We start from the raw sequence: 15,021 nt of genomic DNA on the forward strand, positions 1-15,021 counted from the left end.
CATATCCCTCATCAAACGCGGCATGACCTTGGCTCCGAGACATCCGATATGTTCTGCTAATGTTCTATGTTGGCGTTTTGTTCCGGTCAAGTCGTTCTCGGTGAAACCGTTTGCGCGTCGCCGTCGTAGTCAATGCAAAAGGAGATGAGACCATGTCCCTTCGCACGACCGCCCTCGCCGCCGTTGCATCCTTGACCGTCGTTGCGCTGGCGGTCGGCGCGCCCTTGGCCCGTCAGGCCGAGGCGCAGACGGCGCTTCAGACCGCGATCTTCGCCGGCGGCTGCTTCTGGTCGGAGGAGAAGGCCTTTGATGACGTGCCGGGGGTGCGCTCGGCCGTGTCCGGCTTTGTGGGCGGCCATACCGCAAACCCGACCTATGAGCAGGTGGTGCGCGGCGGCACCGGCCATATGGAGGCGGTGCAGGTCACCTTCGATCCGCGTGTGGTCAGCTATCGCACCCTGGTCGATCGCTACTGGCGCACCATCGACCCGACCGATCCGAACGGTCAGTTCTGCGACCAGGGGCCGTCCTATCGATCCGCCGTCTTTGCGACAGCAGCCCAGCGCGCGGACGCCGTCGCCTCGCGCGATGCGGCGATGCGCGTGCTGAGAAAGAGCTTCACCACGCCGGTCGTCGGCGCCCAGCGGTTCTGGCCGGCGGGCGAGGAGCATCAGAACTACGCCAAGCGCCACGCCGCCAGCTATCAGGCCTACCGGATCGGATGCCGCCGCCCCGAACGCCTGCGAGCGATCTGGGGCGACGCCGCCGTCAGCTGATCGACAGGCGTTGGCTCAGTAAGCGTGGCTCTGGGCCTCGCGCTGTTCCAAATGACCGTCCTTCAGCGCAAAGACGCGGTCCATATGGCCGGCCAACTCCATATTGTGGGTGGCGATCAGGGCGGCGACGCCCGTGGTCTTGGCCAGGTTGCGCAAGGATTCGAACACGGATTGGCTGGTGGTCGGATCCAGATTGCCGGTCGGCTCGTCGGCCAGCAGCAGCCGAGGGCCATTGGCGAGGGCCCGTGCGATCGCGACGCGCTGCTGTTCGCCGCCCGACAACTGAGCCGGCTGGTGCGTCAGGCGTTCGCCTAGCCCAAGGGCCGTCAGCGTGACCTCGGCGCGTTTGCGCGCCTCGTCTTGGGACAACCCGGCGATCCGCATTGGCAGGGCGACATTATCGCGCGCATCGAACTCGGGCAGCAGGTGGTGGAACTGATAGACGAAGCCGATCCGGCCCAGGCGCAGGCGTGTGCGGGCGCGCTCGTCCAGATCGCCGACCTGTTCGCCGTCGATGGCGACCGTGCCGCTGGTGGGTTTCTCCAACAGGCCGGCGGCGTGCAGCAGCGACGACTTGCCCGAGCCCGACGGTCCGATCAGTCCGACCAGTTCGCCGGGATAGACGTCCAGATCCACGCCCTTCAGCACGGTCAGGCCGCCTTGGGCGGTGTCGTAGGTGCGGGTCAGGCCGCGCACCGAAAGGATGGGAGCCTTACTCATAGCGCAGCGCCTCCACGGGATCGATGCGAGACGCGTTCCATGACGGCGGCAGGCTGGCGATACAGCTCATCAACAGGGACCAGAAGGCCACCCAGGCCACGTCCACCGGATCGACCAGGGCCGGGATGGCGTCCAGCATATAGACGTCGGAATCGAACAGCTTGGTCTGCAGCAAGAACTCCAGGAAATGCTGGATCGAGCCGATGTTCCAGCAGAACAGCAGACCCAGGATCAGCCCCGCGATGGTGCCCGCCACCCCGATCATGGCACCGGCCATGAAGAAGACGCGCAGGATCGCCGAGGGACTGGCGCCGATGGTGCGCAGGATGGCGATGTCGCGGCCCTTGTTCTTCACCAGCATGACGATGCCGGAGATGATGTTCATGGCGGCGATGGCGACGACGAGGCCCAGGATGATGCTCATGGCTACGCGTTCGACCTTCAGCGCGCCGTAGAAGGCGGCGAGCCGCTCGCGCCAGTCGCTGACAACCGAGCCGGGACCGGCCGCGTTGCGGATGGCGGCGGTCAGGGCGCCGACCTGATCGGGATCGTCGACCTTGATCTCGATGGCGTCCCAGACGCCTTCTTTGCCGAAGAAGAGCTGCTGCTGCTCCAGCGGCATGAAGATGAAGGCGCGGTCATAGTCAGCGGCGCCCGAACGGAACAGGCCGCCGACGAAATAGGTCTTCTCAAGTCCGCCGAGGTTGCCGAAGGCGCTGTCGGCCCCGGTCGGCGAATACAGGGTCACAGGATCGCCGACGCGCAGGCCCATGGAGTTGGCCAGGGCCGCGCCGACCAGAATGCGGTCGCCGCCATAGGGCCCCTTGCCGAAGCTGGCGCGCTCCTGCGGGCTTAAGCTGTCGAAGACATACTGGGTCTTGGCCAGATCCTCAGGGCGGATGCCCTTGGCGATGGCGCCGGTCGTATAGCTGCCGACGCGGATCAGGCTTTGCGCCTCGTTCAGCGGGCTGGCGCTGGCCACGCCCGGCACGGCCTGAATGCGCTTTAGCGCGGCTTCGCGATCGGGCGAGGTCAGGACCTGCCCCTGCACATACATATGGCCGTTGAACGCCAGCATGCGGCCCAGCAGTTCGCTGCGGAAGCCGGACATGATGCTCATCACGCTGATCAACACGGCGACGGCCAACATGATGCCGATGAAGCTGATGACGGCGATGGTGGCGACGCCGCCTTCCTTGCGCTTGGCGCGCAGGTAGCGCAGGGCCAGGCCGATCTCCCACGAGGAGAAGGCGCCGGACGGACGAGACGGCAGGCTCAAGCGGTCAGCCTTTCGATAGCTTCGGCGAGCGGCACGGACACCTTCTCGCCGGTGGCGCGACGTTTCAGTTCGACCACGCCGTCCGCCAGCCCCTTGGGACCGACGGTCAGCTGCCACGGCACGCCGATCAGGTCGGCGGTGGCGAACTTGCCGCCCGGACGTTCGTCGGTATCGTCGTAAAGAATGTCCTTGCCGAGTTTTTCAAGCTGGGCCACCGCGTCCTCGCAGGCGGCCGAGACGGCCTCGTCATTGGCGCGCAGATTGATCACGACCACGTCGAACGGCGCGACCGCGTCGGGCCAGATGATGCCGCCGGCGTCGTGGCTGGCCTCGATGATGGCGCCAAGCAGGCGCGACACGCCGACGCCATAGCTGCCCATGTGGACCTCGGCGTCCTGACCGTCGGGCCCGGCGACCTTGGCCTTCATCGGGGCGGAATATTTGGTCCCGAAGTAGAAGATGTGGCCGACCTCGATGCCGCGCGCCGAAAGGCGGTCGCCTTCGGCGGTCTTGGCCTCGAACTGCGACGGATCGTGCATCTCTTCGGTGGCGGCGTAGAGGGCGGTGCGTTCGTCGAACACGGCCTGCACGGCCTCCGGGCTGAAGTCGTCGCCGGGCGCGGGCATCTCGACCAGCTTGCGGTCGCAGAAGACCTCGCTCTCGCCGGTTTCGGCCAGGACGATGAACTCGTGGCTCAGATCGCCGCCGATGGGGCCGGTGTCGGCGCGCATCGGCACAGCCTTCAGGCCCATGCGGGCGAAGGTGTTCAGATAGGCGACGAACATGCGGTTGTAGGCGACGCGGGCCGCGGCCTCGTCCACGTCGAAGGAATAGGCGTCCTTCATCAGGAACTCGCGCCCGCGCATCACGCCAAAGCGCGGACGGCGCTCGTCGCGGAACTTCCACTGGATGTGAAACAGGTTCAGCGGCAGCGACTTGTAGGACTTCACATAGGCCCGGAAGATGTCGGTGATCATCTCCTCGTTGGTCGGTCCGTACAGCAGCTCACGCTCGTGACGGTCGGTGATGCGCAGCATCTCGGGGCCGTACGCGTCATAGCGGCCGCTCTCGCGCCACAGGTCGGCCAGTTGCAGCGTCGGCATCAGCAGTTCGACGGCCCCTGCCCGCATCTGCTCCTCGCGCACGATCTGCTCGATCTTGCGCAGCACCTTCAAACCCAGCGGCAGCCAGGCGTAGATGCCGGCGGCCTCCTGCTTGATCATGCCGGCGCGCAGCATCAGCTGGTGCGAGACGATCTGGGCGTCCGAAGGAGCTTCCTTCAGCGTGGGCAGGAAAAAGCGCGACAGGCGCATGGTGGGGAATCCTAGGCGTAGAGACGGAACAAGGCTTTAGCCGCTCGGACGGGGCGAAAGCTAGGCCGATGCGTCGTTTAGACAGCCGGGCCGCTGGCGAAGTTCGGCAGGGGCAGCCAACCCGTGAAGATCAGCACCATGACGAACGCCCAGACAAGGGCCGAGACCCAGGTGGTCGTCAGGAACTTCTTCTTCAGATTGGGCGTCCTGGGCGCGCCCCATTGTGAGCCGTCGGTCGGCGGCTCGTGCGTCTCGCTCGCCGTGCCCAGCGGAAGCACGGCGAACAGCACCGTCCACCAGGCGATGATGTAGATGCCGACCATGGTGAAGACGCCGATGGGCATGACGAACCTCTAGGGATGGGGTCGGCCGACGCCGTAGCGGGCCGCCAGATAGGGAGCGATGGCGTGATCCTGAAGAAAGCGCCGGCCGGTCGTTTCGCTGACCTCGGCCTCGGGCCAGTCCAGCGCGCCGTCCAGGATCAGGATGGGGCAACTCTGATGGACCTCGCCGACCTGGTCGATGACCGGCTGGCGCGGGCGCGGATGGTCCAGATAGACGACGTCGAGCGCATCGCGAAGCTGAGGATAGAAGGCCAGGACGCCCTCGATATAGGCGCCGGGCGGGCAGAACCACGGACCGCCCTGGTCGTCGTGCCAGTCGGGGTTCAGCAGGAAGAGTCGCTCGGTCATCGGCGTGGATATATCCGAGTTGAGGCTGTCGGCGCGACCGCTATTCGCACGATGCGCCAAACCCCGGCGCTCTTAGCGCCAGAAGGATCGAAGAGCGCGCCTGCTGCGTGATCGCCCCGGCGCCTTGCAGCACGCAGCCGACCGCCGTGTTCGAGTTGGGCGCCAGAAGGCCGTAGGTCAGACCCTCCTGCGCGAGCCGCGCCTGGGCGCCCTTCAACGTCTCGATTGCCGTCGCGACGCGCGCCGGCTCATTGGTGATGCGGGTCATCTCGTGCAGCGCCTCGCCCGAGCTGGGAAAGTCATAGGCGTTCGGATCAAACGGCGCGATCTCAGCCGACAACCGCTCGGGATGAATGTCGATGCCGAACTTGGCGTTCTGGCTGGCCGAGAAGGCGATGGCCGGCCCGCTTTCCGGCACGACCAGAATATAGGCATGGCGCGGAAACAGCAGATATTGCGCCATGAACTTGGTCACAGGCACCAAAGGCATCCCGTCCGGTCCCAGGGCATGGGCGCCGACATAGACGCCCGACGGCACGCTGCGCGCATCGATCCGGCCGTTCAGCTTCAGGATGCGATCGACCATGACGTGGTCGAGCAGAAAGACGCCGTCCTCCGCCTCGCGCTCCAGATAGGCATGGATGGCGGCGGTGTCGGGCGCTGGTCCCAGATCGCGGCCATAGACGGTCGGAAAGGCGGTCGGCGACATAGGCTGGCCGTCGGGCGGGCTGAACCACAGCACGCGCAGCTCGTGAACCGTCCGCGCCAAGGGGTCTTCGCCCCGGAACGTCGACAGGCTGAGCACCAGATTGACCACGGCGAACAGGGCGACGAAACCGACCAGCCCCTGCCCCGCAATCACCGCCCATCGCCGCCAACCGCGCAGCGGATGGCGGGCGTGCCGGATCCGCTCCAGCAGGCGGCGCGCACGGGCAGGCTTTTTCGACATGCGTTTCCCCGACCGTTCAGGCGCACGACCAATGCGCCCGAACGGTCAAGGTTGCATCAGACGCGCAGGACGACCGTCTCGACGATGGGACGACGATCCCAGATCTGCTGGCTGGCCTTTTTCAGTACGCGGGCGACAGCCTGTTCGATCACCATTTCGTCGTCCAGCGCATCGCCCTTCAGGCCCTTGACCACCTGTTCGACGCGCTCGGCCAGCTTGTCCAGCGCATCGCCGAGCGGCGTGGCCGTGTCGCCGGGCAGGCCGACGCTGCGGATGTCGATGTCGCTGGCGATGCGACCGCGCTTGTCCAGGGCGAAGCTGACGATCAGCACGCCGTTGGTCGAGGCGTGACGACGCTCCTTCAGGGCCTCGCCCTGCTCGGTCACCAGCATGCCGCCGTCGACGTACAGCCGACCGTTAGGCACCTCGTCGATGATCTTGGCTGGGCCAGGAGCCAGGCGGACCATGTCGCCGTTGCGTGGCGTCACCGTTTCCGGAACGCCCATGTCCTTGGCCAGGTTGGCGTGTTCCAAGAGGAAGCGACGCACGCCATGGGTCGGCACCGCAATCTGCGGCCGGGCCCATTCGTACATCTTCTTCAGCTCGTCACGGCAGGGGTGGCCCGAGACGTGGATGCCGGGGTGATCCTTCTCCGTGTAGAGGCGCACGCCGCGGTCCGCGAGGCGGTCCTGCAGATTGCCGATCGCCAGCTCGTTGCCGGGGATCTGGCGCGACGAGAAGATGCAGTGGTCGCCAAGACCCAGTTTCACGACCGGGTGGGTGCCGTCCGCGACGCGCGACAGGGCCGCCCTCGCCTCGCCCTGGCTGCCGGTGCACAGATACAGGATTTCATCAGCCGGCCAGACACGGGCCTCCTCATCCGATAGGAAGGGCTTCACGTCCTTCAGCATGCCGACGTGTTTCGCCGCCGCCGTGATCCGGTGCATCGAACGGCCGGCCAGGGCCACGCGACGCCCGCAGGCCTCGGCGGCGCGGATAACGCTGTCCATCCGGGCGACGTTGGAGGCGAAACAGCCAACTGCGACGCGTCCTTTCAGGCTGGCGATCAGCTTGGAGATGGCGACGGCGACATCGCCCTCGGACCCGGCGACGCCCGGCACGAAGACATTGGTCGAATCGCAGACCATGGCCAGCACGCCTTCGTCGCCCAGGGCGCGGATGACGGGGGCGTCTGTCTTGGTCCCGATCACCGGCTGGTCGTCGATCTTCCAGTCGCCGGTGTGGAACACCATGCCCAGCGGCGTATCGATGGCCAGGCCGCTGGGCTCGGCGATCGAGTGGGTCATGTTGACGAAGGTCACGCCGAACGTGCCGATATCGACGGTCCCGCCTAGCGGCACCTCGATCAGTTCGACCTCGTCCAGAATGCCGCGCTCGCGCAGCTTGTCGCGGATCAGATAGGCGGTGAAGGGCGTGGCGTAGATCGGCGCCTTGATTCTCGGCCATAGCCAGCCCAGGGCGCCGATGTGATCTTCGTGCGCGTGGGTCAGCACGATGCCCTTGATGTTTTCACCCTCCAGGAAGGTGGGATCAGGCACGATCACGTCCACGCCGGGCGTGGACAGGTCGCCGAAGGTGACGCCGACATCGACGATCAGCCATTCACGGTTCGCCTCAGGGCCGAAGCCATAGGCGTTCAGGTTCATACCGACCTCGTCCGAGCCGCCCAGCGGCAGGAAAACGAGTTCGTCTTGGGTTTGCTTTTTCATTCAATCAGTCAAATGGGCGTTACGACGCCAGATTTCGAGGAGGCCGCGAATAGTCAGGTCGGGATCGAAGTGATCGATGCTGTCGGTCGCGCCTTCGAACAGGCTGGCGACCCCGCCGGTGCCGACGACGGTCATGGGCTTGCCCCACTCCGTCTTGATGCGTCCGATCAGGCCTTCGATCAACGAGATATAGCCCCAGAAGACGCCGGACTGCATGGCCTCGACCGTGCCCTTGCCGATGACGTTCTCGGGTTTCTGAATGGCGATGCGCGGCAGTTTGGCCGCCGCCTCGTGCAAGGCCTGAAGCGACAGATTGATGCCGGGCGCGATCAGCCCGCCCTCGAAGGCGCCGTCGCCCGAGACGATGTCGAAGGTGGTCGCCGTGCCGCTGTCGATCAGCAGAAGGTCGCCGGGATACATCAGCGAGGCGCCCACGGCGTTCACCAGACGATCCGCGCCCGCCTCGCTGGGCTTGGCGATCCGCACCTCGATGCCCAGTTCGGCGTTCTCGCCGATGACCAGCGGTTCGATGTTCAGATAGCGCCGCGCCAGATTGCGCAAGTTGAAGATCGATTGCGGCACGACGCTGGAGATGATGCAGCCGCCGAGCGCGTCGAACTTCAGCCCCTTCATCACCATCAACTGATTCAGCCAGACGGCGTACTCGTCGGCTGTGCGGCTGGCCTCGGTCGCGGCGCGCCACTGGGCGATCCAATCCGTGCCGTCGTGGACCGCGAACAGCGTATTGGTGTTGCCCTGCTCGATGGCGAGAAGCATCAGGCGGCTTTCCCAAAGAAGACATCGCCGGCGGAAATCAAACGTACCGATCCGTCGGCCAGACGCAGGCGCAAGGCGCCATCGGGCTCCACGCCCTCGGCCAGGCCCTCGATGGTCTCGTTATCTAGCCGCGCGACGCACGGTCCGTTGAGGCCCGTCAGGCGGCTGGTCCAGGCGTCCAGCACGGGCTCGAAGCCCATCGTCTGCCAACGCCCCCACCAGACGGCGAAGGTCTCGGCCAGGATTTCGGCAGCGGCCTCGATCGGCGGGACATAGGCCAGGTCGGCGCGCAGACGCTCGGCGACCGAGGTCGCCCCCCGTTCGGTGCCCTCGGGTGCATGGGCCAGGTTCACGCCGATGCCGACCGCAAGCCAGAGGTCGCCGTTCGCATGCCGGCCGGATTCGACCAGGATGCCGGACACCTTGACCCCGTCCAGCAGGACGTCGTTGGGCCATTTGATCGAAACGAGCGCGGGCGAGACGAAGACGTCCAGCAGGTCCGCGACCGCCAGGGCGGCGATGAAGGTGGCCTGGGCCGCCTCCGCCGCCGACTTGGGCGTGGTGATCAGAAGAGTGGCGGCCAGATTGCCCTGATCGGTGTCCCACTTGCGACCCCGCCGACCGCGACCGTCGGTCTGACGGCGCGCCACGATCCAGCGCGGGCCCGCCTCTCCGGCCTCGGCGAGGCGGCGCGCCTCGGCGTTGGTCGAGTCGATCTCGTCGAGGATGACCAGTGGGACGGGCGCCAACGCCCTACCCGTTCCCGAAGCCGGCGCTCGCAGCCTTGGTAAGCGGCTCCAGCCAGGTCAGACCGACGATCACCAACGGGAAGGCGAAGGCGGCGCACGCCCAGCCGATCCACTTCGCCTCGACCGGGGCGGCGTCTGTGGCGATGTCATCCACCGGCGCATCAAACCACATCAGCTTGAGGATGCGTAGATAGTAGAAGGCGGCGACGACCGAGGCGACCAGACCGGCGGCCGCGACGGGCCATAGTCCTGCATCGGCGGCGGCGCCGAACACATAGTATTTGCCCCAGAAGCCCGAGAACGGCGGCATGCCCAGAACCGACAGCGACAGGATGGTCAGGGCCACGGCCGTCAGCGGCCGATCCTTCTTCAAGCCGGCCAGATCGGCGATGCGGCGGATCGGACGGCCCGACTTGGACAGGCTTAGCAGGATGGCGAAGAAGCCCAACTGATCGATGACATAAAGCGTCATGAACATCAGCATGGCCTGCAGGCCCTCGGCCGTGCCCGCCGCAATGCCCAGCAGGGCGTAACCGATGTTGGCGATCGAGGAATAGGCTAGCAGGCGCTGGATGTCCTTCTGCGCCAGGCCGCCGAAGGCGCCGACGACGAAGCTGATCAGCGAGATGGCGATCAGGACCTGGGACCACTGGGCGTGGGCGTCGCCGAAACCATTTTCCAGCGCGCGGGCGATGAGCACCATGGCCGCAACCTTGGGCGCCGTGGCGAACAGGGCCACGACCGGCGTCGGCGCGCCTTCATAGACGTCGGGCGTCCACATGTGGAACGGCGCGGCCGAAACCTTGAACGCCAGGCCGCAGATCAGGAAGACCAGGCCGAACACCAGACCCGGGCCGGGGTTGTCCGCGGCGACGGCGGCGATGTCCTCGAACCGCATCGAGCCGGCGAAGCCGTAGATCAGGCTTGCGCCATACAGCAGCAGACCCGACGACAGGGCGCCCAGGACGAAATACTTCAGACCCGCTTCCGACGCCTTGACGTCGTTGCGGTGGAAGGCCGCCAGCACATAGAGCGCCAGCGAGTGCAGCTCGATCCCGACGTACATGGAGATCAGGTCGCCCGAAGACGCCATCATCCCCATGCCGGCCGAGGCCAGCACGATCAGGACCGGATATTCGAACTTGGCGATGCGCGTGCGCTTCATCCAGCCGTCGCCCAGCACGACCGCCACGGCGGCCGACAGATAGATTAGGCTCTTGGCGTAGATGGCCAGCGGATCGGCGACATAGGCGCCGTTGAAGGCGACGCCCCAAGGTCCGACGATCGAGATGACCGATGCGGCGATCAGCAGCAGGACCGACAGGATCGAGACCAGACGGGCGCTCTTGTCGCCCATGAAGGCGCCGACCATCAGCAGGACCAGGGCGCCGACCGCGAGGGTGACTTCCGAGGCGGCGAGATGCAGGGCGGAGGATAGTTCAGGCATCTGTAAGTCTCACCCGCCGATCGCGGCGCGATACGCGCTGGTCAGGGCCTCGACGGCAGGCCCGGTGTAATCGAGGACGGAGGCCGGATGGACCCCCAGCCAGATGGTGCCGACGATCAGAGGCACGAACAGCAACAGTTCGCGCTTGTCGATGTCGGTGATGGTCTCAAGCTTCGGATTGGTGATCTCGCCGAACATGACCGCGCGGTACAGGGTCAGGGCATAGACCGCCGAGAAGATGACGCCCGAGGCCGCGACCAGCGCCGCCCAGGTCGAGGCGTTGTAGGCCCCCGTCATGGTCAGCACTTCGCCGATGAAGCCCGAGGTGCCCGGCAGACCGACGTTGGCCATGGTGAACATCAGGAAGATGGCGGCGTACCACGGCATCTTGGACGTCAGGCCGCCGTAGAAGGCGATCTCGCGGGTGTGCATCCGGTCGTAGACGACGCCGACGCACAGGAACAGCGCGCCCGAGATCAGGCCGTGGCTGATCATCTGGAAGATGGCGCCCTGCATGCCGATGTCGTTGCCGGCGAAGATGCCCAAGGTCACGAAGCCCATGTGGGCCACGGACGAATAGGCGATCAGCTTCTTGATGTCCGTCTGACGCCAGGCGACCAGCGACGTATAGACGATGGCGATCACCGACAGGGTGAAGACCAGCGGCCGGAACATCTCCGACGCCATCGGGAACATCGGCACGTTGAACAGGATGAAGCCGTATCCGCCCAGCTTCAGCAGAATGCCCGCCAGGATGACCGAACCGGCCGTCGGCGCCTGAACGTGGGCGTCGGGCAGCCAGGTGTGGACCGGCCACATCGGCATCTTGACTGCGAACGAGGCGAAGAAGGCCAGCCACAGGATCGGCTGGACGGCCGGATCGAAGGCGAAACGCTTCAGCTCGGGAATGCTGGTGGTGCCCGCCTCATGCGCCATCCACAGCATGGCCAGCAGCATCAGGACGGACCCCAGCAGGGTGTAGAGGAAGAACTTGTAGGCCGCATAGATGCGGTTCTGACCGCCCCAGATGCCGATGATCAGGAACATCGGGACCAGAGTGCCTTCGAAGAAGATGTAGAAGAGGAACAGGTCCAGCGAGGTGAAGACCCCGATGACCAGCGTCTCCAGCACCAGGAAGGCGATCATATATTCGACGACGCGCGTCTCGACCGACTTCCAGCTGGCCAGAATACAGATCGGCATCAGGAAGGCCGTCAGCAGCACGAACAGGATCGAGATTCCGTCGACGCCCAGGTGATAGCTGGCGCCCGCGAACCACGGGACCATCTCCACGAACTGATAGCTGGTGTTAGCGGGATCGAAGCCGGCGACCAGCACGACCGACACCGCCAGGGTGACCAGGGTGGTGATCAGCGCGATCCAGCGCGCGGCCGGCGCGGCCGCATCGGCCGACTTTGACGTCAGCCGGGCGGCGAAGATCGCCAGGGCCCCGACCAGGGGCAGGAATGTGACGAGGCTCAGGATGTAGGGCACGAGATCAGGCTCCCCACGCGAGGATGGCGAAGGTGAGCAGACCAGCCACCCCGAGCAGCATCACGAAGGCGTAGTGATAGACATAGCCGGACTGGATCTTGCCCAGTCGAGCGGCGGATTTCAGCGACACCCAGGCGGCGCCGTTCGGGCCCAAACCGTCGATGATCTTCACGTCGCAGATCTTCCAGAAGAAGTTCCCGATGGCGCGGAAGCCGCGTACGAAGACGAAGTCGTACAACTCGTCGAAATACCACTTGTTGTAGAGGAAGCGGTAGATGACGCCGTTCCGCTCGGCCATGCGACGGCCCATGCCCTCGCGAGCGACGTAGATCCAATAGGCGAAGGCGGTGCCGATCAGCGTCAGGATCAGCGGCGACCATTTCACCCAGGTCGGAACGTCGTGGCTTTCGTGCAGCACGCGGTTGTCCGCGCCGGTGAAGATCGCGCCGCGCCAGAACTCGCTCTCGTGATGGCCGATGAAGTGCGGCGCGAAGACGAAGCCGGCGGCGACGGCGCCGACCGACAGCAGGATCAGCGGAACCAGCATGACCAGCGGGCTCTCATGCGGCTTCAGCGGACCATGATGACCGTGGTCATCATGCGCATGATCGTCGTGATGATCGCCGACCGGCTCGGAATGGGTTTCCAGCTGGGCGTGGGAAGCGTGGTCGTCAGCATGATGGGCGTCGCCCTCTTCCTTCCACACCGGCTTGTTGTGGAAGGTCATGAAGACCAGGCGCCACGAATAGTAGGCCGTCAGGCCGGCGGCGATGATGCCGACGAAGAAGGCGAACAGACCGATGGCCGAGTGACCCGACGCCGCCGACGCATAGGCGCTCTCGATGATCGAATCCTTGGAGTAGAAGCCGGCGAAGCCGCCGACGCCGGGGATGCCCAGGCCGGTGATGGCGATGGTGCCGATGGTCATCACTGCATATGTGACCGGCAGCAGCTTCCACAGGCCGCCCATCTTCCGCATGTCCTGCTCGTGGTGCATGCCGTGGATCACCGAGCCGGCGCCCAGGAACAGCAAGGCCTTGAAGAAGGCGTGCGTGAACAGGTGGAACATGGCCGCCTGATAGGCGCCGACACCCGCCGCGAAGAACATGTAGCCCAGCTGCGAACAGGTCGAATAGGCGATGACCCGCTTGATGTCGTTCTGGGTCAGGCCGACCGTGGCGGCGAACAGGGCCGTGATGGCGCCGATGATGGCGATGATCTGCGACGCGCCCGGCGCATATTCATAGATCGGGCTCAGCAGGCAGACCATATAGACGCCGGCGGTGACCATGGTCGCGGCGTGGATCAGCGCCGAAACCGGGGTCGGGCCTTCCATCGCGTCCGGCAACCAGGTGTGCAGGAAGAACTGAGCCGACTTGCCCATGGCGCCGATGAACAGCAGGAACCCGGCCAGATCCAGCGCGGACCACTGGACGCCCAGGAACTCCCACGTCGTGCCAGCCTTGGTGGCGATCAGCGGGAACAGTTCGGCGAAGTTGATGGTGCCGTACATCCAGAAGATCGTCATGATCCCCAGCACGAAACCGAAGTCGCCGACGCGGTTGACGACGAAGGCCTTGATGGCGGCGGCGCTGGCCGTCGGCTTCTTGAACCAGAAGCCGATCAGCAGATAGGACGCCAGGCCCACGCCTTCCCAGCCGAAGAAGATCTGCATGAAGTCCGCCGCCGTCACCAACGCCAGCATCATGAAGGTGAATAGCGACAGATAGGCGAAGAAGCGCGGCCGGCTGTCGTCCTCGGCCATGTAGCCCCAGGAGTACAGGTGAACCAGCGACGACACGCTGGTGACCACGATCAGCATGGTCGCCGACAGGGCGTCGATGCGGATCGACCAGGCCGACTGGAAGTCGCCCACGTTGATGAAGGGCGCCAGGCGCATGGTGAAGGGCTCCAGATGGCCCCAGGTCCATTGGCCGAACACCGTCCAGGCAACGGCGCACGAGAAGAACAGCAGGCCGGTCGTGACGGCCTGCGACGGGATGTTGCCGATCCGGCGTCCAAAGAAGCCGGCGATCGCCGCGCCCAGCAGCGGGGCGAAGATCCCGAGAATGACGAGGGTATGGAAGGTCACGCTCAGCCCTTCATCACGGAGGCGTCGTCCACGGCGATGTCGCCGCGGTTACGGAAGAAGGTCACCAGGATCGCCAGGCCGACGGCGGCCTCGGCCGCGGCGACGGTCAGGACGAACATCGCCATGATCTGCCCGCTGATCTCGTTCAGATAGGCCGAGAAGGCGACGAAGTTGATGTTCACCGCCAGCAGGATCAGCTCGATCGACATCAGGATGATGATGACGTTCTTGCGGTTCACGAAGATGCCGAACACCCCGATGGTGAACAGAATCGCAGCGACCGTCAGATAGTGGGTCAGACCGATCATCAGAGAAGCTCCTCGGCGCTGACGCCTTCGCCCGTGGCGGCGGACTTGATCTCGACCGACTTGCGGCGGTCGCGGTTCACCTGGTCGCCGGGGTTCTGGCGTTTGATGTGCGGCTTGTGGCGCAGGGTCAGGGTGATGGCGCCGATCATCGCGATCAGCAGCACGATCCCGGCCGCCTGGAAGAAGTAGACATAGTCCGTGTAGAGCACGCGGCCGATGGCCTCGACGTTCGTCACGCTGGCGTCCGGCGCGCCCGGCACCGGCAGGCCTGCAGCGGCGCCGCCCTGAACCACGGCGACCGAGACGATGATCATCTCCACCAGAAGCACGGCGGCGATGATGGCGCCCAGCGGTAGGTAGCGCGCGTAACCTTCGCGCAGCTTGAGGAAGTCCACGTCCAGCATCATGACGACGAACAGGAACAGCACCGCGACCGCGCCCACATAGACGACGACCAGCAGCATCGCCAGGAACTCGGCGCCCAGCAGGACGAACAGACCCGCCGACGAGAAGAAGGCCAGGATCAACCACAGCACGCTGTGCACCGGGTTGCGCGCGGTCACGACCAGAAGGCCGGAAACCGTGGCGACCGCCGCCAGCAGATAGAAGGCTATGCCTTGCAGCATGTCGGGACGAAGCCCCTTTCGTATCGGCCGCGACCCCATTTCAGGAATCGCCGACCCGTTTAGCGAGAT

At 65.4% G+C, this 15,021-nt stretch carries 15 protein-coding genes; 1 reads left to right on the top strand and 14 read right to left on the bottom strand.

Translation table 11 applies throughout. The features are described from left to right. Nucleotides 1-152 precede the first annotated feature (152 nt). A complete protein-coding gene (gene msrA, locus ABIC32_RS12740) occupies nt 153-776 on the top strand; it encodes a peptide-methionine (S)-S-oxide reductase MsrA (protein WP_354074422.1) in 624 nt (207 codons plus the stop codon). Between the two features lie 15 nt (nt 777-791). Here the strand turns inward: msrA and ABIC32_RS12745 are convergent, their stop codons facing one another. The 14 genes from ABIC32_RS12745 to ABIC32_RS12810 all read right to left on the bottom strand — a co-directional run bounded on the left by ABIC32_RS12745 (nt 792) and on the right by ABIC32_RS12810 (nt 14,952). Beyond that, a complete protein-coding gene (locus tag ABIC32_RS12745; RefSeq protein WP_354074423.1) occupies nt 792-1,496 on the bottom strand; it encodes an ABC transporter ATP-binding protein in 705 nt (234 codons plus the stop codon). Beyond that, entirely contained in the window at nt 1,489-2,775 is a 1,287-nt protein-coding gene (locus tag ABIC32_RS12750) for a lipoprotein-releasing ABC transporter permease subunit (protein WP_354074424.1), read from the bottom strand. Before ABIC32_RS12750 ends, ABIC32_RS12745 begins: the two co-directional genes overlap by 8 nt. Next, a complete protein-coding gene (proS, locus tag ABIC32_RS12755; protein WP_354074425.1) occupies nt 2,772-4,088 on the bottom strand; it encodes a proline--tRNA ligase in 1,317 nt (438 codons plus the stop codon). The genes ABIC32_RS12750 and proS overlap by 4 nt, the downstream gene beginning before the upstream one ends. A 77-nt stretch (nt 4,089-4,165) precedes the next feature. Continuing rightward, complete coding sequence (locus ABIC32_RS12760; RefSeq protein ID WP_199060495.1) at nt 4,166-4,432, bottom strand: DUF1467 family protein; 267 nt, start codon at nt 4,430-4,432, stop codon at nt 4,166-4,168. A gap of 9 nt (nt 4,433-4,441) precedes the next feature. After that, a complete protein-coding gene (locus ABIC32_RS12765; RefSeq protein WP_269219170.1) occupies nt 4,442-4,780 on the bottom strand; it encodes a DUF3088 family protein in 339 nt (112 codons plus the stop codon). A 40-nt stretch (nt 4,781-4,820) separates the two neighbouring features. Then, nucleotides 4,821-5,729 (bottom strand): hypothetical protein, encoded by a 909-nt coding sequence (locus tag ABIC32_RS12770; RefSeq protein WP_354074426.1) that lies wholly within the window; start codon nt 5,727-5,729, stop codon nt 4,821-4,823. Between the two features lie 56 nt (nt 5,730-5,785). Beyond that, complete coding sequence (locus ABIC32_RS12775; RefSeq protein WP_354074427.1) at nt 5,786-7,459, bottom strand: ribonuclease J; 1,674 nt, start codon at nt 7,457-7,459, stop codon at nt 5,786-5,788. Next, nucleotides 7,460-8,239, bottom strand: coding sequence for a type III pantothenate kinase (locus ABIC32_RS12780; RefSeq protein WP_354074586.1), 780 nt, complete (start codon nt 8,237-8,239; stop codon nt 7,460-7,462). It lies immediately after the preceding gene. Continuing rightward, a complete protein-coding gene (locus tag ABIC32_RS12785; RefSeq protein ID WP_354074428.1) occupies nt 8,236-8,985 on the bottom strand; it encodes a biotin--[acetyl-CoA-carboxylase] ligase in 750 nt (249 codons plus the stop codon). The genes ABIC32_RS12780 and ABIC32_RS12785 overlap by 4 nt, the downstream gene beginning before the upstream one ends. 4 nt (nt 8,986-8,989) lie before the next feature. Further along, a complete protein-coding gene (gene nuoN / locus ABIC32_RS12790) occupies nt 8,990-10,432 on the bottom strand; it encodes an NADH-quinone oxidoreductase subunit NuoN (RefSeq protein ID WP_354074429.1) in 1,443 nt (480 codons plus the stop codon). 9 nt (nt 10,433-10,441) lie between these two features. Then, nucleotides 10,442-11,926 (bottom strand): NADH-quinone oxidoreductase subunit M, encoded by a 1,485-nt coding sequence (locus ABIC32_RS12795; RefSeq protein WP_265148009.1) that lies wholly within the window; start codon nt 11,924-11,926, stop codon nt 10,442-10,444. 4 nt (nt 11,927-11,930) lie between these two features. After that, nucleotides 11,931-14,018, bottom strand: coding sequence for an NADH-quinone oxidoreductase subunit L (gene nuoL / locus ABIC32_RS12800; RefSeq protein ID WP_354074430.1), 2,088 nt, complete (start codon nt 14,016-14,018; stop codon nt 11,931-11,933). A 2-nt stretch (nt 14,019-14,020) separates the two neighbouring features. Then, nucleotides 14,021-14,326, bottom strand: a complete 306-nt coding sequence (gene nuoK / locus ABIC32_RS12805) for an NADH-quinone oxidoreductase subunit NuoK (RefSeq protein WP_039247409.1) — start codon at nt 14,324-14,326, stop codon at nt 14,021-14,023. Then, nucleotides 14,326-14,952 carry an NADH-quinone oxidoreductase subunit J gene (locus ABIC32_RS12810; RefSeq protein ID WP_354074431.1) on the bottom strand — a complete coding sequence of 209 codons (627 nt, stop codon included), beginning with the start codon at nt 14,950-14,952 and terminating at the stop codon, nt 14,326-14,328. Before ABIC32_RS12810 ends, nuoK begins: the two co-directional genes overlap by 1 nt. Nucleotides 14,953-15,021: the final 69 nt, after the last annotated feature.

The organism is Brevundimonas sp. 1080 (assembly GCF_040545985.1).
Lineage (GTDB): Bacteria > Pseudomonadota > Alphaproteobacteria > Caulobacterales > Caulobacteraceae > Brevundimonas.